Origin of the sequence: Pseudoalteromonas sp. T1lg65 (assembly GCF_051930985.1) — a bacterium.
Lineage (GTDB): Bacteria > Pseudomonadota > Gammaproteobacteria > Enterobacterales > Alteromonadaceae > Pseudoalteromonas.
Genome location: NZ_CP196837.1, coordinates 1,876,241 through 1,898,613 on the forward strand (window position 1 = coordinate 1,876,241; position 22,373 = coordinate 1,898,613).

Consider the following 22,373-nt stretch of genomic DNA (forward strand, 5'->3'; position numbering starts at 1 on the left):
ATCAAATAATCTTGGTGTTTTTAATAGGTTAACTATTTTGCTCGATTATTTACTACGGTGCTTAAATCGAAATTGCGATTCGGATACGAGCTTGCCACTTTTGTCCGTTGGGGTGGTGTAAAAAGACACGGCTAATTCGTCTTTAGAATTGTCTAATTGGATGTGCGCGAAACCCCAAGTAAAGGCCTTGTTCCAAACCAAATCATATTCTGGATAGCGCTTTTCTTGATAATCGGCCAGTGGTTGGTGAATACCGCGCATTTTTGATGCAGCACCGCTGATAATCAACGGCAGCTTTGGCTTGTTGTTACCCGGCAGAACTCGGGAGCAGTCATCTGTTAACAACTCAAGATCATGCTCATGACCTGCAATGTAGGCATCAGCATATTCGCAAAGCTCTGGAAGAATAAGTCTGCGCAATACATGCGCTTCATCGTATTTGGTGCCGCCAATTGACCAAAGTACATGATGGCCATAGACAATTTTCCATTTTGCTGTGGAGTTTTTTAGTCCGTCAGCCAGCCAAGCAAGTTGGCGATGATCTTCGCCATTAACGGGCTGTTCGTGTTTCTCAATGTCTTCGACTTCGGCTTGACCACTGGCTAGAGCACTAGCGAGACCTTGTTCACTACCATCTGATTTTAAAGGGATCTCGTAGTAGTGTTGACCAGAAAGCAGCATATTGGTGTCTAGGACGAAAAACTCGACGTCATTGCCTTTTTCACCAAGGGTGTAATTGTAATACCCTTGACTGTCCATGTAAAAATTCGGTTGAGTTTGCATCCACTCAGTTTGTAGTTTCACACCTCGGCGAGAGGTCTTCCAGTCGTGATTACCCAGCGCAGAGTAAACAATTAATTCAGGATTTTGTTTAAACAGGGGTTTTAGGGGAGAGAGGATCAAGTCATTCATGCGTTGCTGATCGTCTTTACCATCATTTGCAGCTGCACCATCGGGATAGATATTATCACCTAGTTGAATACCAAAGTCACAAGGCTTGGTTTTACATAGCGTAGCCATGGCTTGGCCTACTGCTGACGCGCCCGTGTCTTCGGTCGCGATATCCGTATTTGGATAAATATAAATGGGAGCATGACCAAAATCAGCAAGTGGACGGTGCTCCTCTAACCAGTCGGCTTTTTCAGCGGCAATGAACTCAGCCTTGTTCTTGGGCTTTTCTAGGTGTTTAGCTTTTGGATAATCAGGGTGATACCCGCCATCGCCAAATGCCAAAAAATTAATGCTTTCGGTTGCAAAACTTGCACAGCTGGTAGTGAGAAGGAGGGTGGATAAAATCTTCTTCATATTAAATGTGGCGCCTTGTTACCTCGGCGCCCTCCGTAACTCTTTATTAAAATGACGTAATGGTGAAGCCAAGTTCGAACGAACGTCCGTAGGTTTCATACTGATAGTTGTAACGCTTGTTGCCTTGATAGATGTAAAGAAGCTCATCGGTGAGGTTTACCGCGTTAAAGAATACTTGAGTCTGTTCATTTAGATAGTACTTGGCGCTAAAATCTAACTGCAGATGGTCGTCTTGATAAACACGTTGATCATTTTCAGTCTGTATAAAGCTCTTGCTTTTGTATGATGCACTTAAACGAGCACTTATCGTATCATCTTCATAACCAACCATTAGGTTGCCAATGTTGTCAGACTGATTAGGCAAGTTGTCATCTGCATCTATAAATGTCGCATTTGCAGAGAGCATCAAGCCTGATTTAAAGTTTTTACTATAAGCTAATTCTACGCCCGTAAGTTCTGCTTCACCGCCATTTACGCTTTGCTTCACTTCTTTGTAGCCATCCCACTCGCCATTGTCTTGCACTTCGGCTTCGGCAATAAAGTTGTCAATGGACTTATGGAATAAGCCAGCGGAGAGCACCCCAATTGCACCTTGGTAATATTCAATTGAGAAGTCATAATTTGTCGACTCGTAAGGTGATAATGCTGGGTTACCGACTTCTGCTTTACGTTCAACTTCAATCACACCGTCATCTTCAGAAGTTTCAGTTTCAATCACTTGATAAGCCGCAGCGTCACCGAAGCTGGGTCTGGCGATGGTTTGAGTAAATGCGAAACGCGTAATCAGTGAGTCATTGTGCGCATAGCGAAGTGTCAAGTTTGGAAGTAGATGATCGTAGCTATCTTCAACTTGCCACGCACTAATATCAACACGCTCAACGTCGTTTACATCATCTTTTATTAGTTCAACCCGATGCCCTGAGGTGCTGTAATCCGTATCTTCGTATCGGAATCCAGCAATGACGTTTAGGTTTTCTATATCAACCGTTAACATACCGTAAAGTGCGGAGACTTGTTCCTCGCTATCGTAAGAACGCCCTTTTGATTCGATATCCGTTTCGAGCTGATTAACTTCAAAATTGGCTTGTTGTGAGGCAAAAAACTTACGGATCGCATTGCGGTCTAAACCTGGTCCAAAATGACCAATTTCATAGTCTGGAGAGTGAGTTGCGAAGTTTTGTGCGACTGTGTCATTAAATCCACCATCATACAAGGTAGCGTCAATTCGGTTTATTTTTTCTCGATCGCTATATTTACCGCCGAACTTAAATTGGGCGTTGTAGCCTGACATCGTGAAGTCTTTGGTTAAGTCTAGCTTGAATGAGGTGGTTTCATCTTCGCTAAGGTTGTTTTCCCAAACGATCTCGTCCAGCTCAAATTGACTTAAGTCATTAACTCGGTCGTCAGCGCCAAGTGTTGGCGTTTCTCCAGCAATATAGCCCATTGCAAAGCCTTCTCCCGCGAAGTCTGCATCCAGTCTATTTGGTTCTTTTTCATCTGACTTTGAATAACTGACGTTATACTCGATAAACCAATCTTGGATATAGTTTTCACCACCTAGTACCGCAGATAAAATGCTTTGCTCTTCATATCTGTCTTTAGTGTCTCGATCGACATCAGCACCGGAAAAATATGCTTTAGTGGCTGACGTTTCTGCACCAAACACATCACCTTTGTCGAATTTATATTCGTTGCGCTGACGGTATTCATCATCAGAAAACTCGCTGTAAAGAGTACGCAAGTAATATTTTTTAAAGCCTTTATGATGGATATCAAAATTTAATGCTGCGCCTAAGCGTTCACGAGTAATTAGATAATGACGCTGTTCTATTTCTTCGGCTCCAAAGAAACTAACTTCTTCACCGGTATTGACATCATCCAGCTCAAGCTCCATCCAGCCACCATCGGTTTCCATGTTGTGAGAGCCAAACTTTCGTTCAAACCACGATACCGCGGTAGCGATGCCAAATTCAGTGTCTTTGCGTAGTTCAAAAGTGTCAGTGAAGCTTGCCGATATTTTCGGACTGGTTTCACTGACTTGCTCGTTGTGAGAGGCTTGTAAAGTTACGCTATAGCTTTGTCCGTCGCGATCAAAGGCACTTAAACTTTGTACTTCGATACTACCGCCAACAGCTGATGCGTCCATATCTGGAGTTACTGTTTTGCTGACTTCTAAGCTCTGTACTAACTCACTTGGGATGACATCCATGGCAACGGATCGAACGCCAGCTTCAGGAGAAGGCACACTAGTGCCATTAATTGTGACGTTATTTAAATTAGGGTCGATACCACGAATACCGACAAACCGGCCTTCACCTTGGTCACGTAAAATAGAGACACCAGGAAGGCGTTGAAGGGCTTCTGCGGCATTTTGGTCTGGTAATTGGCCGATTGAATCTGCACTAACGACAGACTTAATCGACAAGGCATTCTTTTGGCGATTGAGTGCACCGGCTTGGCCAGCGCGCTGACCCACAACAATAATATCATCCATTAGCCCAGCTTTTGCGGCTAGTTCAATCTTTACATCTGTAGTGTGGTTGTCAGTGATGGTAATTGACTGAGTAATAGTTTCGGCGCCAAGGTAGCTGACTTCCATGGTGTAATTACCCGCAGGAATTTTACTGATTTTAAAACGGCCATCTCGCTCAGACACCAAGGTTCTATTTAATTCTTTAATGACAATTTTAGCGCCTTGAAAGTGCGTTTTTTGGGACTCAGCACTCACTTGTCCAGTTAGTGTATTGGCTTGAACATGGGATGCTACTGTGAGCCCAGCGCAGACCAACGCGACTGGAGAGAGTTTAAAAAGTGACGGTAGTAAATTTTTCATTGTTGTTGCTCGCACAGGTTGAGTAAATTCCAGCTTGTTGCTGAAAGACGCCGCTAAACTAGTGTGAAAAGGTGACGATTTTATTTCAGGTGTTTCTAGAGTTAGAGTTCAGAGCTGTTTTTGCAGGATATTCGAACAGTATTGAGCTGATATGACCCCCAAGTTTTGTTTAAGCCTTTTGAGTCTGTTGACCTTTTCTGTATTCTCAAAGGCCAAAAATAACGGTTTCTTTTACATGTTAAGGAAGGTTTTTGGGGATTTGTCATAAAAACACTAACACTGATGAGCTAAATTGACCTCACGCTGAAATTGCAGCGTTTTTAAAATGTCGGTAATGCCTTATCTAACGAGCTCGCGAAATGAAACTTCAACCTTTTCTTTTACATTTCAATAAATGGTTAACCTTGGTCATATTAAGCTTAATTGCGCTCACGGTGACCCTTTTTTACGCCCAATTAAAACCTTTGGTTGAAATAGACTGGCTGGATAGTGCGGGAGAAGGTGGTATCACGCTGATGGTATTGCTTTGGACTGCAACCATTTTATTGACTAGACCTCGGGGAAGAGTAACGAATTTGCTTTTTATTGGTCTTAGCGCAATGTATTTATCAATGCTTTGGGATTTTCTTGATGAAATGTTTGTATTTACCCCAAGTTATTTAACCAGTATCGAAGCGTTTCCTGCCTGTTTGGGTATGATCATGATGAGTATATCTGCTTACTATTGGTATCAAGAACAACGCGTGCTCAATCAAACCTTGCTAAAAAAAGAGCGCTTTTATCGTGATCACAGCATGACGGATTTCATTACCGGTTTATACAGTGTTGAGTATATGGAAAAGCAAGTCGTTAGCGAACAGCAAAGAGTGAGTGTTAGCAAGCAAACGTTTTGTTTAACGCTGTTTGATGTTTGTGGCTTTGCTGCTTTTGCACGAAAAAATGGCCAGTTAAAAAGTGAGCAGCTATTAAAAGCAATTGCTGATATGTTGGCGGTCAGTATTCGAGACACGGATATTATTTGCCGCTTTGCTGCTGATAAATTTGTGGTTCTTCATCCATTAACAAACTATGTGCAAGCAGCAGAAATAGCAGCAAGAGCGGCGTCGTTAATTGCTAATCATGCTCAGTATGATGAAGGTCATAACACTTCAGATTTTAGCTCGGTGAACTGGGCTAGCATACAGTGCGACGAACAAGCGCAGCCATTCAATGTATTGGTGTCGAGTTTAATGCAGCGGTTAAACCATACTAAATCAAATGTCGCGTAATGCTTTATATTGATTTAACCCATAAGTGTTTGCAAAGCAGATATTTTGCTTTGCCACTTGTTGAATTAGCACAACAGCGAGGCGTTCACCCCGATGTGATCTTGCGAGGGAGTAAGTTATTTTACTCTGACTTAGCCAAAGTCGGGGCGAGTATTAGCACACAGCAATACCACCAAATAGTCGCAAACTTGATCATACAACCGAGCTGTAAAGAAGTCGGTTTTGTATTTGGTCAATACTTGCTGAACACGTTGGTTGCATCCTATGGTGAACTACTATTTAACTGTGGATCGCTACGCCAGCTACTAAAAGTACTGGTGTTAAAAGGTAAGGCCTTATTTCCCCTAATGCACTTTCGCACTTTAAAAGATAAGCAAAGTATTCATCTGGTTTTCTCTAGTGCGATTGAAGTGCCCAGCGAAGACGTTCAGCGGTTTAACTTCGAAATGCTAGCGGCCTTAATCAGCGGCTATGTGAAATGGCGCTGTCAGACCGCCGCAATCCGATTTCAATTTCCATATCCTCAGCCTGAATACCAGATTGAATACTTAAGTCACATTCAGCAGTCTTTTAGTTTTGACCATAGTGATTTTACCATTGCGCTAGATTATAACGAGCTGAACCAGACGCAGCAGGGGGCCTTTCCTTATCTTATAAACAAGCAGTTAAGAGTGCTCACTCCAGACCACACTGGTTTTTTGGCAACGGTTCATCGCTTGCTCTTAAAGCAACCTAAGAGCAACATTGAAAATATTGCTGAATCTTTAGCAATGAGCCCTGCTACGTTCAAAAGAAAATTAAAACAGCACGGTACCACGTTTGTTCAGGAAAAAGACAAGCTTCTTCGTCAGCAAGCGATGTTTCATGTTGCTGAGCAAGGCTTATCCAATGAACAGGCAGCTAGAGCATTACAATTTGATGATATTACCAACTTTAGACGTGCTTTTAAGCGTTGGACGGGGGGAGTGCCTTCGCATTTTAGAAAGGCTTAACACCGTTTGATGTTAAGCCTTATTTGGTACTCTTATAACTGGTTGTTAGCCAGACCAATAAAGAAACTATAACTTAGCGCCGTTTCGTGGATGCTTTGGAATCTGCCGGCAGAGCCGCCATGTCCGGCTTCCATATTGGTTTTAAACAACAGCAAATTGTCATCGGTTTTGTGGTCTCTGAGTTTAGCTACCCATTTTGCTGGTTCAAAATATTGCACTTGCGAATCGTGCAGTCCGGTCGTTACAAGTAGGTTTGGATAGGCTTGGGCTTTTACCTGATCATAAGGTGAGTATGAATACATATAGTCAAAATAGGTTTTATCGTTAGGATTACCCCATTCATCATACTCATTGGTGGTGAGTGGTAGACTTTCATCTAGCATGGTATTGATCACATCAACAAATGGAACCGCAGCATGCACGCCATCGTATAGCTCTGGTGCTTGGTTGATTACTGCTCCCATTAATAATCCACCTGCGCTACCGCCTCGTGCATAAATACGAGATGGATCGCCATACTTTTTATCAGCGAGCGCTTTGGTGACGTCAATAAAGTCATTAAAGGTATTCTTTTTGTTGAGCATTTTTCCGTCATCATACCAAGGTCGACCTAATGTTTCAGATCCTCGGATGTGGGCAATCGCGTATACAAACCCTCTGTCTAATAGGCTTAGGTTACTGATGGAGAATTTGGGAGATACATTTATTCCGTACGATCCATAACCGTATTGTAGTAGTGGGTTTGTCCCATCTTGTTTGAATTTATCCTTGCGGTACACTAATGAAACCGGAATTTTTGCCCCGTCTCTTGCGGTAATAAATAGCCGTTCCGACTTGTAGTTGTCAGGTGTAAAATCGCCAAGGACTTTACTTTGCTTGAGTAGAGTCTTTTCTAAGCTTTTTAAGTCAACATCATATACAGAGCTAGGTGTGGTCATGCTTGAGTACACCAACCTTAACTTGCCAGCGGTAATATCATAGTTACCTCTCATACCTAGCGTGTATGTAGGGTCATTGAAAGCAATACGCTTACTCTTATTAGTGGATAAGTTAAGTACCGTTAGATGAGGTAAGCCTTGTTCTCTGGTTTCATACACCAAGTGCTCAGCGAATAACTCAAAGTCATCAAGTTTGACATCCGGGTTATGTGGCACAACGGTCTGCCATTTGTTTACGTCAGCGATATCGTTGACCTTTGCGCGCATTAACTTAAAGTTGACCGCGTCTTTGTTGGTCCAGATATAAAACCAGTCCTCTAGTTTCTCGACACTGTATTCTAGGCCTTGTGTTCTTGGCAACAAGCGCTCAGGGGTTGCACTGGTATCATTGGCATCGAGAACTGAAACTCCTCTGGATACATAACTTGAATGGTGGATATAAATTAAACTACCGTCTTTGCTTTTACCCAAGCCAGTATAAAACGTATTGTCAGTTTCTTCATATACAAGTTGGTCTTCGGACTGTGCTGTACCTATTTTGTGGCGATATACTTGGTAGCCGAGTAGCGAGACAGGGTCTTTTTTAATGTAGTAAAGTGTCTGGTTATCATTAGCCCAAACAATGTTCGCTGATACTCCTTCAAGTGAATCCTCAAAGTATTGCCCATTATTGAGATCTTTAATGCGTACGGTGTAAATACGTCGTCCCGTCGGGTCTTGTGCATAAGCTAGCAATTGATCATTGGGGGATACGGCGTAAGAATCGATAGCGTAATATCCATGGCCTTTGGACAGTTCATTTTCGTCATACAAGACTTCTGCGTTTTCTCCATTTGCATCTTTACTACGATAATAAACGGGATATTCTTGCTCACCCTGTGTTTTATAAAAGTAATAATAGTTTCCCTTTTTTACGGGGACACTGGCATCATCTTTGACAATACGGCCTTTGATTTCTTCGAAAAGTTGTTGTTGTAGCGACTCTGTGGCTTTTAGTTTTGCTGTTGTGTAAGCATTTTCTTGCTCTAAATGAGAGAGAATTTTCTCATCACTACGAGTATCATCACGCAACCAATGATAATTATCGACCAATTCATAGCCATGGATTTTGGTGATATGAGGGACTTTTTTTGCGATTGGGGCTGATATAGTTTCATCGGCGATAAGCACGTCTCGTTTATTTACAGCACTGCTAGAAGATGCGGTTTGCTGACATCCAACGAGTGCAGCTACTGCGGCTGCGACAATTGTTATTGATAGATTTCTCATAAATTACTTCCTATGTATAGTTGTACCTGTAGGTAATACATGATTGGTTGCTGTAAACGAATCTACATAAGACCAATTACGTATTTTTCGCGACGAATTTATCTATCAGATTGATTTATGGTCATTCATCTTTAGCCAAAAATAGATAATAAACAGCTAAATATTTATGATGTTGTTAGGCAAAAACTGGCAATGTTCATAAAATGGGTCAGCTGTTCAACCACATAAGGAAATAGAGCAAATATGGAGCACAGAATTAATACAAACCAATTATCTAAGGTATTCCGTCTATATACAGAGTTTAGTGACACCGAGTTAGAAGACGCTCAACGTTTATTTACCTTTGAGACTTTTGAACCCAAGCAATTTATTTTTTGTGAAGGCGAGTTGGTTAAGAAAGTCTATTTTGTTATCCATGGTATTGGTCGGTATTTTTATGTTGACCACGAAGGAATAGAGCGAAATAAATCTTTAGTAAAATTAGGCGGCGCGTTTACTAGCGTTAGCTCCATAGTCGGCGGTGCACCAAGTCCCTTTTATACTCAAGCCATTACCACATGCACAACTGCTGCAATCGCATATGAAGACCTAATTTTATTAACCACACAATATACCAAATGGAACATTCTTGTTCGTAGGCTATATGAAAAACTGGTGCTAAAAAAAGAAAAGCGTGAAGCGGACTTATTGTTACTTGATGCAAAGGCTCGTTATCAAGTGTTTCTTAATGACTTTGGAGAAGGAAGTGAGTTAGTGCCGCTTAGGCATATCGCCTCATACTTGGGAGTGACAGACGTGACTCTGTCACGAATAAGAAAACAGATGGACTTAACATAGGTTAAGGAAGGGGTGGTAGCCATTGGGTATAATCAAGCTTATTTAAAGGAGATAAATATAATGCAGAAATTATTACCCCCATTGCTATTCATGTGGTTTGCAATACTGATTACCGTTGTTTGTTGGGCTACGGGCAGTCTACATACGCTGACGCTGCCATATAGTCTGTTTGGTATTATTTTGATCATAATTGGTTTGTCGTTATCCATATCAGGCAAACGTTTATTTAAAAGACTGAAAACCAATATCATGACATTTGATGAACCAGATGTATTGGTGACAGAAGGTGTATTTAAATTTACTCGTAACCCGATGTATTTGGGATTTGTTGTTGCACTATTAGGAGTCGCTGTGTTGACCGGCGCCGCGATATCTTCATTGTTATTGACGGCTTTATTCGCGCTAATCGTTGATAGGTGGTACATCGCCTATGAGGAGCAGATGATGACGAATAAGTTTGGGCCTGACTATAGCTGTTATTGTAAGAAAGTAAGGCGTTGGATTTAGCTCGCACACATAAAAAAGCCGCAGCAGTAAGCGGCGGCTTGAGTTAATTACATTTCAAAGTTGTCATTTGCTCTGTGCATCTAATGATTGTCCATTAACGCCAATGGAATCATCAGTCATAAGATACAAGTAGGTCGGCATAAGCTCTTCTGGAGTTTTTAATTTATCTTTATCTTCACCAGGGTAGGCTGATGCACGCATGCTCGTGCGTGTAGCACCAGGGTTAATACAATTAATGCGAATATTGGTTTTGCCGACTTCTGCTGCCCAAGTTTGCATCATCCCTTCCGTAGCAAATTTAGAAATGGCGTAAGCCCCCCAAAATTCACGGCCTTGTCTACCAACACCGGAAGAAGTAAACACGACTGAAGCGTGTGGTGCCTTGCGTAGGATAGGGAACAAGTATTTAGTGATCATCGCCTGTGCAGTCACATTCACTTTCATGATGTTCTCAAACGTGGAAACACAGAAATGTTCAAGTGGACCCAATGACCCAAGAATTGATGCATTGTTTAAAAGGCCATCTAGTTTACCAAATTGCTGCTCAATGGTAGCAGCCAAATCGCGGTAGTGTTGCTTAGTAGCACCGCGTAAATCCATTGGCACGATAGCAGGTTGCGGGTAACCTGCATTTACGATTTCATCGTACACAGCTTCTAACTTACTCGTGGTTTTACCGAGTAAAATAACGGTTGCACCATGCTTGGCATAATTGATTGCTGCAACACGACCGATACCATCACCTGCACCTGTAATAAGAATTACTTTTTCAGCCAGGGCGTTGTCCGGAGCTTGATAAGTCTGCATTCTGTACTCCATTTGAAAAGTTTTCGATATTTTACCACACTGATCAGCCAAGTTATCGAATTTATTGTAAATATGGCTGGCGAAAAGAATTGGATTGGGTTAAGTTTAACTGGTCTAATGTCTTATTAAAAATGCTATTACACAGATTTAACGAGAATTATCACAATAATAATAAGATTATGTCGGAGCCTATCGAATGAAAAAAATGTTACTCTCACTCGCAGTTTCAGCGGTTCTTGCTGGCTGCGGAGGCGGCGAAACGTTAGAAGACGTAAAAAAAGAATCGACGCCAGTTATCCCTTCTATCGCTGTTAAATTTGATCCTTCAAATGGGGTGGTGCCCGTCCCGAATGATTTGTTGTTTTCGGGCACTACAGACGGTACTTTAAATTTGCCAGGTGAAAAGCTTGGCATTACAGATGCTGACGGAAATCCAATCGTAAGCCGGGCTGGATATGCCGACCCTTCTGTAGCTCTCGGAGCGTTAGACGGTTGGTCAACGCAAATGCCTTACACTGTTGATTTATCCATTCCAACCGGGTTAAGCCTCGATAAATCAAGTGTGTCTATGCCAGGTTCTGTGCGTATTTTCGAAGTTGAGATGGGTAGTCCACTACAAGACATCGATGAATGTAAAGTTGTAGCAAGTGGACAAGCTTGTAAAACGGTTGCTGAACTACAATTTGGCTCAGACTTTGTGTCAACAACAAACGCCGCCGGAACCAGTATTGTCGTCGTACCTTTAAAACCTCTTAAGCCTGAAACAACCTATATTACGGTGTTGACTAAAGGTATCAAGGATTCACAAGGTCGGGGTATTAACTCTTCATCCACTTACGGTTTACTCCGTGCCAGTGAAGATTTAGTGACCGATACTCAAAAAACATTGCAAGCAGTGATCAAAAGTTATGAAGAAAAGCTCATTGAGTTTGGTACTGTAACTAAAGATGAAATCATCTATTCTGCTGCAATGACAACGCAATCCAGAGGTCATGCACTAGCGGCGGCTCGTCAATTATTAATTGCGTCACTTGCCAATCAAGATTTAGCTCAGGCTTATCCATTACCTGTTTTGGCAGTGCCAGCTCAACCAGTCCCAGGTATGACAGTGGCAGATGTGTTAGCTGGTCAGATACCTGATGCGCTGATTCCTGCGTTTCAATCAATCCGCTATTTACGTGGTCAGGTGACTTTGCCACAGTATTTGGCAAAGCCGGATTCAGGTACTGCTGATTCATTAGTTGACACGTATTGGCAGGGTCTATGTGACAATGGCGTTACCTTAGCAGGTTATGCTGCTGCGGCTGGTGGGCTTCCTGAAGCTCCAGTATCACAGGCTGATGCGTTGTGTATGGGGTTGTCGCAGGGCAAGCTTAGAGATCTTGGCTTGGATGACAAACGTTTCTTAACAAAGTACAACCCAATCCCGAAAACACAATGGCACGCAAATGTACCAGTACAAATTACCATGCCAGCTAATGAAGCTGCACGACCTGAAACTGGTTGGCCAGTAGTTATTATGCAACACGGTATTACCAGCAAAAAAGAAGACATGCTAGGACTGACTTTAGCGTTGACTCAAGCTGGATTTGCTACTGTTGCTATCGACCATCCGATGCATGGCGAGCGTGGTATTGATGGTAACGGAGATGGTATTGAAGACTTTAATGCTTCAACCAAAAGTGTTCTTTCGTACATGAATTTAACGTCGTTACTGGTGGCTCGTGACAACTTACGTCAGTCGACTGCTGATTTACTTGGTTTACGTGTTGGTTTGAACTTTGTAAACCAAGCTTCTGGTGGCCAAGTCATGTTTAACACGCAAGATGTTAGCTTTTTAGGCCACTCATTAGGCTCAATCGTTGGTCCTAGTTTTATCGCCCATGCTAACGCGCCATTCCAAACAGGGAATGCAACACAAGATGCAACACTTGGTGCTATGTTTAATGTGAAATCAGCTGCGTTAGCAAGTGGTGGATCTGGCATCGCCAACTTCCTTATCGAATCGCAATCGTTTGGTCCAGTTGTGCAAGGCTCTGTTGTTGCTGGTGCCTCTGGCACGTTAATCAAGAAAGCGCTTACCGAATACATCACGTCAGGCGGCGCAGTGGGCGATTGTGGTGTTGTAGATCCAACCAATGCAGCTGCGATGGCAGCCTATGTTCCATGTGCATATACGTCATTCAGAACGGCGCTGGAAATGGCTGATGACCAACAATCAATTGCAGCAATCAATGGTGTTGTTAATCAATTTGCTTTTGCTGCTCAAACCGCGTTAGATAGTGCAGATCCATTAAACTATGCGTCGATGGTCAAAGCACTACAGACACCTGTTTACATGAGTGTAGTGACTGGCGGTGTTGATGGTAACAAGGCAGATCTAGTGATACCTCCTTCAACAGAACGTAGCGTGTTATCAGGTAGTCTACCTCTGGCAAACTACATGGGCTTAACAGCGGTGAGTGAATCGCAGATGAGCACGGACGGTACGCCTTCAAGTTACGTTGTTAAGTTCAGTCAAGGGCATCACAGCTCGGTGTTGACGACAAGCTTCTCAGCACAGGCTGGCGGAACAGCACAAGGTCATGCTGCTGCTTCGGTTGAAATGCAAACTCAAATTGCAAGTTTCTTAAAATCGAAAGGTTTAGCATTACAAGTGACAAATACAGCTGTCATTGAAGAGTAAGTTAGGTAGAACATTAAAAAACCGGTAGGCTGTGTCTACCGGTTTTTTGTTTCTTAAAGTCACGTTAGAGTTGTTCACTTACACTTGATTTAAGCTTGAACTGCTCACCTCGCTTATAAACTCTGTGCGTAATGATACAAAGCTCTTAAAATCCCCAAGTTACGCTCATTTCCCTCGTGTTCAGTGGCAAGGTTTTCTAGTTCGAGCATAAAGTCTTGAGCACTAATTGCAGGACTATCTTCGTTATGCATTAGCTTGTTTTGGCAATATTTACGCCATTGCTCAAGTTCTTGTTGGGTTAATGTTTGTGGCCAATTTCGTGCGCGGTAACGAAATAACATGGTAGAAAATTTACTGGCCTCAAAATCTAAATGCAAGGTTGATAACTGTTCTGGTGGGGTGTTTCGAACTATGGCAAATTTCGCTTTGTCGGATTTACTTATAAACCCGTCATAGAGTTGGTAGTCAGGATTGGAAGGAGTATCAAATCCAGCGTTATCGGCAAATACTTCTGCTACTTTTTCGCGTAGTTCAGGGTGTTGTTTTAGTACTTTTAAGTGTTCTAAACATTGTTCTCTGTCAATCCCTAAGCGGTGTGCGTTTTCTGGCAAAAGTGTTTTAGCAGGTGCAATAAACGGGCACTTGTTGGTATGAACTAGTTTAAGTCCAACGGGAAGTTCATCTTCAGCAAGATCTGCTCTTCTAGTATACAGCCTCTCACGAAGTTGTTCTGAATCTAAATCTAATAATACCTGTGGCGACTGGCTGAGATCAAAGCAGATCACGGCATTGCTGTTGGTTGGATGAAAGCTCATGGGGGCGACCCAAGTAATACACCCTTGGGTTGCAGGAAAACGTGAAGAAACATGGGCCAAAGGCTGCATATTAAACACATCAATTAAGCTTGCCACTGCCTTTTTATTTCTATGAGTAAAGTAAAAATCGTAGAGTTTTGGCTGTTTAGTTTTGATTAATTTAGCCAGCGCGATGGTTGCCGTGACATCACTTAATGCATCGTGCGCCGCGCCATGGTCGATATTATTGGCTTTAGTTAAATGCTCTAATCTAAAACTAGGCGTACCATCTTCTTTTGTCGGCCAATTAATGCCTTCTGGGCGCAATGCATAACATGCTCGCACCAAGTCAATAATGTCCCAACGACTGTTGCCGTTTTGCCATTCTCGCTCGTAAGGGTCATAAAAATTACGATATAAACTATAGCGTGACAGCTCATCGTCAAAGCGAATGCTGTTGTATCCGGCGACACAGGTATTCGGTTGAGAAAACTGCTGATGGATCTTGGCCATAAACTCAGCTTCGTTTAAGCCATGCTTTAATGCATGTTGTGGGGTAATTCCTGTGACCAAACACGCTTGTGGATGCGGTAAATAGTCTGGCGCGGGTTGGCAATATTCAATTAGCGGCTCACCAATAATATTCAGGTCTAGATCAGTACGGATCCCCGCAAACTGGCTAGGTCTGTCCTTTTGTGGATTCGCGCCCCAGCTTTCATAATCGTGCCAGTAGATAGACGGTGTGTTCTCAGCATTTCTTTTTGTTTCTGACAAACTATCAATATTCATAAAATCATATACTTAATGTTAAGACGTGTATTCACTGGTTTTTTAATGTTTCTTGTAATTATCCACAAGAGTGTATATAACTGTGTATATCAATTCTTGCCTATGTGTGTATGGATATATTTATGGCACTAACGGATGCTAAGCTACGAAATCTAGTGAACAAGAAAAACGAACCTTTGACATTATCGCATAGAGATGGACTGAGGGTAAGGCGCAATAATAATGGAACAGTAGTTTGGCAATATCGTTGCCGCTACATTGGCAAGCAGCAGTTAATTACATTGGGATACTACCCAGAAGTGACAATAAAGTCTGCCCAAGAGCTTGTTCCATATTTCAAAAGTTGGATCACAGCAGGGGATGACCCTCGTAAAAAGTTTAAAGAATACAAGCAATGCTCTTCTGGAAAGCCTACTCCAGCGCAATTAGCAGATGCATGGTATGAAAGTGAACAGTCAAAGTACAAACAAAAAACTCGGATACTCTACGAAAACCAATTAAGCAAATGGATAGTGCCATACTTACAAGAAAAACCCGCCGACGATATGACTCCGGTGGATTGGCATAAATTTTTTGATTTTGTCAAAGATAAAGGATCTGCTAAAACGTCACCCGTAATACTGGTAAGGTTAAAGACCATTTTTCGGTGGGCTTCGATGAGGGGATTAATAAGCGGAAATAATCCATTACTCAATCTTCAAACGAAGCATGTTGGTATACCAACGACGCAAGGCCAACGATGGCTAACTTTTAAAGAGATTGCATTGCTTTGGCGGCAAATAGAACAGTCAAAATCAACGCCTACAACCAAAGCATGCTTACAGTTCATTTTTATAACTGGAGCGAGACAATCAGAAGTAAGATTGATGCGATGGGAGCATATTGACTTTGAGGATAAAATTTGGACTGTGCCATCAGAAAACTCTAAATCCAATAAGACTATTCGAAGACCATTGACGGATAAGATGATAGAGATACTGAAAAATCAGGGTCTGGTTTATGGCCGCAATGGGGTAGTTTTCCCCGGGGCGAATCCTAAAAAGCCCATAACAACACATTCAATAAATCAGTTCTGCGAAAGAATGTGGAGTCACCTGTATAAAAAGTCTCAAGTCCAGAAGTTTGTACCTCATGACGCGCGAAGATCATTAAGCACACTATTAAGTGAATTAGGTGTTTTACCACATGTAACAGAGAAAATGCTAGGCCATGCTATGCGCGGAGTGATGGCCGTGTATAACAAACATGACTACATTAGTGATCAACGTAAAGGTTATGAAGTTTACTGGAAGCACATAATAAACGCCATTGGTGAGCTTTGAAGTACCATAAGAAAACGTAAACTAGTTATAGCAGGGTTTAGGCGTTTACGAAATAAACCAAGCGCAGATATATTGGCGTTACTTACCACGGATCTCAACTGAATTGGTCTTAGATTGACTTGTAAGACTCGATTAATAAAAATCAATCAAATCTTACAGTCGAAAATGTGCCATAAACAGACTATCAGCGTAACTCGTATCTGCCCCAAAATGCTTTAACGTAAATGCTCTAAATGTCTGTTTTGAACGAGAAGCCGACGTTGATAGTGAGCAAAGTTATGCTGTTTTTATACAAAATGCCTGATTTTGTCCGATAACATTATTACTCGCCGTTTTGGGGTAAAGTGACGAACTAGAATTTGCCGCTGTGCTATATGCCTGTTTACAGTAGCAATTATTGGTGGAATTATAAAGGTATGTAATATGAGCCGTTTTGGTGCGTTATAAACTACCAAAGTGGGACAGAATAAGTTGTTAGGCATTAATCGCATACCCAAACATAGTTGACAAGAAAGGAAGTTAAGTGTCAGAAAAATACGAGTGGCGTAAGAAAGAAAAGAAGTTATACATTCCCAAACAAAAGCCAGAAATAGTAGAAGTACCGGAATTTAAATTTATAACAATAAAAGGTGAAGGGAGTCCTGCCGAGAGTATATTCAATGAATGTATCGGCGCTTTATATTCAGTAGCATACGGTATTAAGATGCTGTCCAAAAAGGAAGAATACCAACCTTCTGGATACTTTGATTATACAGTTTACCCACTGGAAGGGGTATGGGATATAAATGAAGAAGCGAAAAAGCGATTCAAAGGAACAATTGCAAAGGAAGACCTGATTTATCAAATAATGATTAGGCAACCGGAATTTGTAGACGAAAGTGTTTTTAGGGATATTATTGAATCCGTAAAAAAGAAAAAGCTAAATCCTTTACTCGAACAAGTAAAATTTGAATCAATAGCAGATGGAAAGTGCGTTCAAATGCTTCACTTAGGGAGGTTTGAAGATGAGCCTGAAACATTTGAAAAAATGGAAGCATTTTCACGTGAAAATGGATTAACTCGCCTATCAAAAATTCATCGTGAAATTTACCTATCAGATGCGAGAAAAGTTGTTCCTGAAAAGCTAAAAACGGTATTGAGATTTAAGGTTAAGTAAATTAAAAAATGCCTAACAAAGCATTGAATCGGACAATTTACAGTTGGCTGTTGTTCGCTTCGCTCACTGAGTTTAGCCAACTGCAAATTGCCGTTTAACGCGGCGTTATATTTTCTCCGAGGATTTATGAATAAAATTGAAGATTTGTACGGAAACGATCTTGAAGCGAAGTATTTTTATATTTTCCCCGTGGAGAGACTTGATTTAACAAGTGAAGAGTCATTTGGGAACATAAGAATCTTTCCAAAAGGCTGTATCGATATTGATGATATGTTTAGTAATACAATTATTATGTCTCAAGAAGACAAAGATAAATTTGATTCAAACATTGAGAAGCTTAAATCAAACCCTTTAGTAGTAATCAATGATCAAACTTATGCTGATTACCCTGGGAGCGTATCAAGTGATTTGCAAATTATGACTACTGCAATATCTAAAGCCTCCATAATTATCGATTATATAAAATTTGAGTTTTGCTCCTTAGTTGCTCCTAAAACTATGCCAGCAAGGTTGGGGCAAGTTACATCAGGTGAGACGTTACTGTTAATGTACAATGGGAAAGGGAGTCCTTTTACTCGTATCATAGATACTACGATCTACAGTAATACTTTAACGGCGGGTGTAGGTTTAGATATTAACTCCGAAATTTTCACTAATTTTAACCTATTAAATGATGATATTGGAGAGGTTGGGAACATAGCGAAACAAGCATTGAGAATGTTTTCAAATGCATTGGAAGAAAATGATAATACAGGGAAATTCATCGAAATAATGAGATTGTTTGAATTTATCGCCGATCCAAATAGTTTTACTAAGTTCCAGAAGGTTAGAACAAAAATTGCGGCTCACATAGCCGAAAACAGCTCGGACATTCATAGATTGCAGGAAGAGTTTAAATACTATTCTAGCGGTGACAATGAAGATGGATTGCGTACGGAAATAATTCACAATGGTAAGAGTATAGAAATATTGATACCAGAACTTAGTAAACAAACAGATCTTTTCAATAAATTACAGTTATACATAACCAAATGCATTAGAGATCTAGTTTGCTTTTACAATAAAAGCTGGGTTGAACTCGAAGCCATCAGAGATACAAAATTAGAAAAAGCAAAAAAAAACAAAGTAAAAAATAAAACCGTGAATTACTCCAATACAGCCGTTTTAATTGATGTTAACTTCCTTGCTGAATCAATTGAAAAATTTTCTCCAATGTATAAAGAGCTGTACCCAGAGAGTGATTTTAGTAATTTAAAATTAGAAGAATTAGTTTATCAAGCTTTACGCAACTGTAGAGTGTTAGAAGAAAATAAAACTTACAAAGTATTTGCCTTTTCTAATGCAATTGATGATATCCCCTTAGTTAAAATACCTGTTTCATCATTAGATGGCGCAAAACTTAAAGGTAATAATTGCATGTTTGAGCTTGTTGCATTTGCCTTCGGGGAAAAAGTAAAAAAAATAGAGTCTGTTTTCGAAGTCACTCACGATATTTTTCAAGACAAGTCTTCTTTTGATTCTTCAGCCCTTACTTTTCAAAATGTTGTGTTTATTGGAGATGATCCTGAATATATTGATCTTCTGACAAACGTGAACGCGAAAGATAACCGAAATTTGACTATTGTAAAATGTTCACATTATTCTCAAATGGAACATCGAATTCCATTTTTTGATGTAGGGCATTTAGTAGGAATGTCATTTGGTCTGTCAGCTAGTCAGCTATGAAAATATAACAAGGCAATTAAACGGAACTAAAACAGTGGGTTAGGTTTCGCTTCGCTCTACATTTTAACCCACTATTTTAGTCCGCTTATTGCGGCGTTAGCTTAAATATTTTAGGTTAGAGTGTATGTCGAAGAAAAAGAAAAAGGCTTCAAGGAAACCTTCAAAGAGAATCCCCAACGAAACCTCTATTATGGATAAGTCTTCAAAGCTTGCTAAGTTTTTGGGGTTTTTAATGGGTAGTGGTTTGCTGTTAGTGATCTTACAAGTCTCGTTCAACTATTTTGATAAAGGCGTAGCCATATCATTCACCAAACCTTTAAATTCCGGATACGAGTTCAAAGCAACTAACAGCAGCCCGATAGATTATACCGTTGAAAAATTAAGGGTCTATCCAGACTTTAATCAAAAAATCGTTTTTACTCTTACAAAAGATATTCTTGCTGAATTACAAGTAGACGAAGATGGTGTTTCAATTCCAGGTGGTAATGAAACATATATTCCTGCGTATGAATTTAAAGAGTTAGATGGTGTCAAGATTGAATCGAACAGAAGTGAAGCGTTTAGAATCCCACCGCTATCTGCTAGAGATTACTATAAGCCAGAGGCTATGATAGTCTTTATTGAATATGAAGTAATGCCGACCAATTCATTAATTAGTGCTTTTCATAGACAACTCGTTGGCTTTGGGTGGGTGAACTCCATCACAAAGAATAAGTATTTAGTTTCAGGTGACTATTGGACGCCACTAAGTTTGAATTCTGAAATATCAGCTTTGGAAACTGCATGTAGAGATACTGAATGGTTCTCTAAAAGTTCAGAGTGCAAAATTTAAGCTAACAAACTGTTTAAGAGTGATTCGCAACGCGTGGCATTTTTACTATGCGTTGCGTTTAGTGTTTAAGGTGGTATGCGGGAGCTTGGGTGCGGCGTTGCTCACACCTTAACAGGGCGTTACGACTGTTGGCTTGTGGCACAGAGCCGTCCTCCATCTCTAACGCATTTCTGTCCAAAACGTATTTGTTTGACAGTTCGCCTCTCGCTCATAACTGCCTGTCTTGTCAAGTGAGGTAGTAACAGTAGTTGTGTACAAAGTTCATATTAGCTTCTAAGCCCAAGTTAAACAGCGGTATCATATAGGGAGTACTGTTTAAATCCCCAGATTGTAAGATGTGTAATGCAAAGTTATTATTTTTGTTAAATATAATAAGGAAGTTTTACATGTCTCATTCCCTTGCGGCAGCGGCAATAGAAAAAAATCAAGTTGTTCACATTATTTATGCTGCCGGTAGTTACCCAGGTAAAGTTAGGCCAATACTTCCAACGAAGTTGTCTAAAGGAAAAATCTATGCAATCTGTAAACTTCGTGACGAAGAAAGAGAATTCGAACTTGAAAAGGTTACTTTTTTAGAGCCCGATGAGGTAAAAAATTATGAATATGCAGAACTACCACTGCGTGTAGGCACAATTGAAACCTTAATCAACTTAGTAAGCCCACTTATTCCAGAATCTACAAAAATAGTAACAGAAAACCAGAATATTTGTATAAAGCAAGCTGGAGAGGCTATTGTGAGCATTGAGTTTAGAGAACTTAATGAAGATGGTTTTAAGCGAGAGAGGCCTTGGCAGATTGGTGGGAAATGCTGCAAACCGAGTCACTTTACTAGTTTCGATGGCGCCGCAAATAAGTTTTACACAATAATTAAGTCAGAATTTAGTTTCTCCACCGATTACTACTACGAGCTGCAGTTTTTAGAGAGTTTAAAAAAACAGTACAAGGCTCGAGCTATCGCAAAGCCAGCTTTAATCGCACCAATAGTAGCCAATATCAAAGGTGGAATTACAATAAAAACTGCGCATTGGAAATATAAAGTTTGCTACGGTCATCGAGAAGCTCTTGGTATGAGTTATGTAAAGAGAATGAAGAATAAAAAGTCTTACATGACTTGGGTTCAAGGGATTTGCTTATCCTTTAAGGAAGGGGATGTTTTTGAACATTCATTTTTAAGCGAGCTAATTCAAGTTATGTACGCAGTGCCCTCTGGATGGGATATGGACGAAGGAAAAATGTATCAGGGGGTCGTAACATTTGATACTTTTAAAAAGATTGACGGTAAAATTAAAAAGCAGAAATCATATAGCACAAACCAGATGGCCTTTTTGAAAATTCTGATTACTGGAAATAATGAACTAACTCCCTTGAATGGTGGACAGTAACATTCCTTGAACTAGTATTATCAAGAGCGCAGTGGAGTGCGCTCTTAAATCCAAGGATGAATAATGAAATACCTACAAAACCTACTTTCCCTAGTCAACAAGTCTAACGGTAATTCACTTTTGCCTAACCAAGAGTACGCATTTTTAATTCAGCAAACAGAGCAACGGCCAATAGTCATAATTTTATTAGCGTGGAGAACAGGTGTGCCTTGTATAAAGTTGGTACAAATTGCAAAGCGATATCCATACAAATTCAAGCTGACTAGATACATGGGCCTAAATGCCTTGGTTCGTATTGATGGGTATGAAACCAAGAAATAAGCTTTACGGCTGGTGCAGGTTCCGCAAGAGCTGTCGGCATGTTAGCTTATACAGATTTCAAGATAGTATTAAATTAGTAGAAATGGGACACCTTAAAGTAGTAGCCTTTCATACACAGCACTTGTCAAAATATGTGGCATATGAAAAATAAAATACCTATAACTCAAAAATAAACAGATATAACTCCCATCAATAGGGTGTCTAGTTGTTGGCTTAGCACTATTAGGTGGAATGTTTGCAATTCCAATAGACGTAATCAGCATTATTGTATAGTAACGACTTTTGGGTATGTGAATAAGCCTGTATTTATATACAGTTCTTTAGCTTGTAGCCCGCGCACTAATTGCGATAAACTAACTTTGCTTGTTGTCATGCAGCGCCAAATGCATTAACATTGAATAAACAAGTGTAAGGATTTATCAACATAATGAATAAGGATCTAAATATGAACTCCAAAACACTTGATAAGAGCCAATTGAAGAAAGTTCATGGTGGAGGTACTGGCAGTGGTGACGGTATTGAACCTCCTTCAATGCAAGAGCAGGGTGGAGCAAGCATAGTCTACGCAGAGTCAAGCTATAAAAAAGAAAACGAAATTTTAAAATGAAAT

17 protein-coding genes are annotated in these 22,373 nt (G+C 40.6%); 12 read left to right on the forward strand and 5 right to left on the reverse strand.

The window, feature by feature from the left end; all coding sequences use genetic code 11:
- Positions 1–45 precede the first annotated feature (45 nt).
- Complete coding sequence (locus tag ACSLBF_RS08030; RefSeq protein ID WP_440056085.1) at positions 46–1,305, reverse strand: metallophosphoesterase; 1,260 nt, start codon at positions 1,303–1,305, stop codon at positions 46–48.
- 46 nt (positions 1,306–1,351) lie between these two features.
- Positions 1,352–4,138, reverse strand: a complete 2,787-nt coding sequence (locus ACSLBF_RS08035) for a TonB-dependent receptor (RefSeq protein WP_440056086.1) — start codon at positions 4,136–4,138, stop codon at positions 1,352–1,354.
- 359 nt (positions 4,139–4,497) lie between these two features.
- Here ACSLBF_RS08035 and ACSLBF_RS08040 point away from each other — a divergent pair, with 359 nt between their 5' ends.
- Both ACSLBF_RS08040 and ACSLBF_RS08045 read left to right on the forward strand, forming a co-directional pair.
- Positions 4,498–5,406: a GGDEF domain-containing protein gene (locus tag ACSLBF_RS08040; RefSeq protein ID WP_440056087.1), complete on the forward strand. Its 909-nt coding sequence runs from the start codon at positions 4,498–4,500 to the stop codon at positions 5,404–5,406.
- A gap of 50 nt (positions 5,407–5,456) precedes the next feature.
- Positions 5,457–6,398 carry a helix-turn-helix domain-containing protein gene (locus tag ACSLBF_RS08045; RefSeq protein ID WP_440056088.1) on the forward strand — a complete coding sequence of 314 codons (942 nt, stop codon included), beginning with the start codon at positions 5,457–5,459 and terminating at the stop codon, positions 6,396–6,398.
- A gap of 32 nt (positions 6,399–6,430) precedes the next feature.
- Here the strand turns inward: ACSLBF_RS08045 and ACSLBF_RS08050 are convergent, their stop codons facing one another.
- Complete coding sequence (locus ACSLBF_RS08050; RefSeq protein WP_440056089.1) at positions 6,431–8,605, reverse strand: S9 family peptidase; 2,175 nt, start codon at positions 8,603–8,605, stop codon at positions 6,431–6,433.
- A 243-nt stretch (positions 8,606–8,848) separates the two neighbouring features.
- Here ACSLBF_RS08050 and ACSLBF_RS08055 point away from each other — a divergent pair, with 243 nt between their 5' ends.
- Together ACSLBF_RS08055 and ACSLBF_RS08060 are read left to right on the forward strand one after the other, a co-directional pair.
- Complete coding sequence (locus tag ACSLBF_RS08055; RefSeq protein ID WP_440056090.1) at positions 8,849–9,442, forward strand: Crp/Fnr family transcriptional regulator; 594 nt, start codon at positions 8,849–8,851, stop codon at positions 9,440–9,442.
- Between the two features lie 60 nt (positions 9,443–9,502).
- Positions 9,503–9,949, forward strand: coding sequence for a methyltransferase family protein (locus ACSLBF_RS08060; RefSeq protein WP_440056091.1), 447 nt, complete (start codon positions 9,503–9,505; stop codon positions 9,947–9,949).
- Between the two features lie 63 nt (positions 9,950–10,012).
- Here ACSLBF_RS08060 and ACSLBF_RS08065 read toward each other — a convergent pair whose 3' ends face one another.
- Entirely contained in the window at positions 10,013–10,756 is a 744-nt protein-coding gene (locus tag ACSLBF_RS08065; protein WP_440056092.1) for a YciK family oxidoreductase, read from the reverse strand.
- Positions 10,757–10,952: 196 nt separating this feature from the next.
- Here ACSLBF_RS08065 and ACSLBF_RS08070 point away from each other — a divergent pair, with 196 nt between their 5' ends.
- Positions 10,953–13,442: a VolA/Pla-1 family phospholipase gene (locus ACSLBF_RS08070; protein WP_440056093.1), complete on the forward strand. Its 2,490-nt coding sequence runs from the start codon at positions 10,953–10,955 to the stop codon at positions 13,440–13,442.
- Positions 13,443–13,555: 113 nt separating this feature from the next.
- On the opposite strand, the gene sbcB is transcribed toward ACSLBF_RS08070, so the two are convergent.
- A complete protein-coding gene (gene sbcB, locus ACSLBF_RS08075) occupies positions 13,556–15,025 on the reverse strand; it encodes an exodeoxyribonuclease I (protein ID WP_440056094.1) in 1,470 nt (489 codons plus the stop codon).
- Positions 15,026–15,147: 122 nt separating this feature from the next.
- Here sbcB and ACSLBF_RS08080 point away from each other — a divergent pair, with 122 nt between their 5' ends.
- The 7 genes from ACSLBF_RS08080 to ACSLBF_RS08110 all read left to right on the forward strand — a co-directional run bounded on the left by ACSLBF_RS08080 (position 15,148) and on the right by ACSLBF_RS08110 (position 22,370).
- Positions 15,148–16,347: a tyrosine-type recombinase/integrase gene (locus tag ACSLBF_RS08080; protein WP_440056095.1), complete on the forward strand. Its 1,200-nt coding sequence runs from the start codon at positions 15,148–15,150 to the stop codon at positions 16,345–16,347.
- Between the two features lie 523 nt (positions 16,348–16,870).
- Positions 16,871–17,503 (forward strand): GyrI-like domain-containing protein, encoded by a 633-nt coding sequence (locus tag ACSLBF_RS08085; RefSeq protein WP_440056096.1) that lies wholly within the window; start codon positions 16,871–16,873, stop codon positions 17,501–17,503.
- A gap of 126 nt (positions 17,504–17,629) precedes the next feature.
- Positions 17,630–19,228 (forward strand): hypothetical protein, encoded by a 1,599-nt coding sequence (locus ACSLBF_RS08090; protein ID WP_440056097.1) that lies wholly within the window; start codon positions 17,630–17,632, stop codon positions 19,226–19,228.
- Positions 19,229–19,352: 124 nt separating this feature from the next.
- Positions 19,353–20,060, forward strand: a complete 708-nt coding sequence (locus ACSLBF_RS08095) for a hypothetical protein (RefSeq protein ID WP_440056098.1) — start codon at positions 19,353–19,355, stop codon at positions 20,058–20,060.
- A 386-nt stretch (positions 20,061–20,446) separates the two neighbouring features.
- Positions 20,447–21,442, forward strand: coding sequence for a hypothetical protein (locus ACSLBF_RS08100; RefSeq protein ID WP_440056099.1), 996 nt, complete (start codon positions 20,447–20,449; stop codon positions 21,440–21,442).
- 63 nt (positions 21,443–21,505) lie between these two features.
- On the forward strand, positions 21,506–21,763 hold the full coding sequence (locus tag ACSLBF_RS08105; protein WP_440056100.1) for a hypothetical protein: 258 nt from the start codon (positions 21,506–21,508) through the stop codon (positions 21,761–21,763).
- Positions 21,764–22,208: 445 nt separating this feature from the next.
- Positions 22,209–22,370, forward strand: a complete 162-nt coding sequence (locus tag ACSLBF_RS08110; RefSeq protein ID WP_440056101.1) for a hypothetical protein — start codon at positions 22,209–22,211, stop codon at positions 22,368–22,370.
- The last annotated feature ends 3 nt before the right edge of the window (positions 22,371–22,373 follow it).

Excerpts from the sequence above, each read along its gene's own strand:
- ACSLBF_RS08110 (WP_440056101.1), top strand. The coding sequence starts at position 22,209 with ATGAACTCCAAAACACTTGATAAGAGCCAATTGAAGAAAGTTCATGGT.
- ACSLBF_RS08080 (WP_440056095.1), top strand. The coding sequence starts at position 15,148 with ATGGCACTAACGGATGCTAAGCTACGAAATCTAGTGAACAAGAAAAAC.
- ACSLBF_RS08060 (WP_440056091.1), top strand. The coding sequence starts at position 9,503 with ATGCAGAAATTATTACCCCCATTGCTATTCATGTGGTTTGCAATACTG.
- sbcB (WP_440056094.1), bottom strand. The coding sequence starts at position 15,025 with ATGAATATTGATAGTTTGTCAGAAACAAAAAGAAATGCTGAGAACACA.
- ACSLBF_RS08070 (WP_440056093.1), top strand. The coding sequence starts at position 10,953 with ATGAAAAAAATGTTACTCTCACTCGCAGTTTCAGCGGTTCTTGCTGGC.
- ACSLBF_RS08030 (WP_440056085.1), bottom strand. The coding sequence starts at position 1,305 with ATGAAGAAGATTTTATCCACCCTCCTTCTCACTACCAGCTGTGCAAGT.
- ACSLBF_RS08035 (WP_440056086.1), bottom strand. The coding sequence starts at position 4,138 with ATGAAAAATTTACTACCGTCACTTTTTAAACTCTCTCCAGTCGCGTTG.
- ACSLBF_RS08050 (WP_440056089.1), bottom strand. The coding sequence starts at position 8,605 with ATGAGAAATCTATCAATAACAATTGTCGCAGCCGCAGTAGCTGCACTC.
- ACSLBF_RS08065 (WP_440056092.1), bottom strand. The coding sequence starts at position 10,756 with ATGCAGACTTATCAAGCTCCGGACAACGCCCTGGCTGAAAAAGTAATT.
- ACSLBF_RS08105 (WP_440056100.1), top strand. The coding sequence starts at position 21,506 with ATGAAATACCTACAAAACCTACTTTCCCTAGTCAACAAGTCTAACGGT.
- ACSLBF_RS08090 (WP_440056097.1), top strand. The coding sequence starts at position 17,630 with ATGAATAAAATTGAAGATTTGTACGGAAACGATCTTGAAGCGAAGTAT.
- ACSLBF_RS08040 (WP_440056087.1), top strand. The coding sequence starts at position 4,498 with ATGAAACTTCAACCTTTTCTTTTACATTTCAATAAATGGTTAACCTTG.
- ACSLBF_RS08100 (WP_440056099.1), top strand. The coding sequence starts at position 20,447 with ATGTCTCATTCCCTTGCGGCAGCGGCAATAGAAAAAAATCAAGTTGTT.
- ACSLBF_RS08095 (WP_440056098.1), top strand. The coding sequence starts at position 19,353 with ATGTCGAAGAAAAAGAAAAAGGCTTCAAGGAAACCTTCAAAGAGAATC.
- ACSLBF_RS08055 (WP_440056090.1), top strand. The coding sequence starts at position 8,849 with ATGGAGCACAGAATTAATACAAACCAATTATCTAAGGTATTCCGTCTA.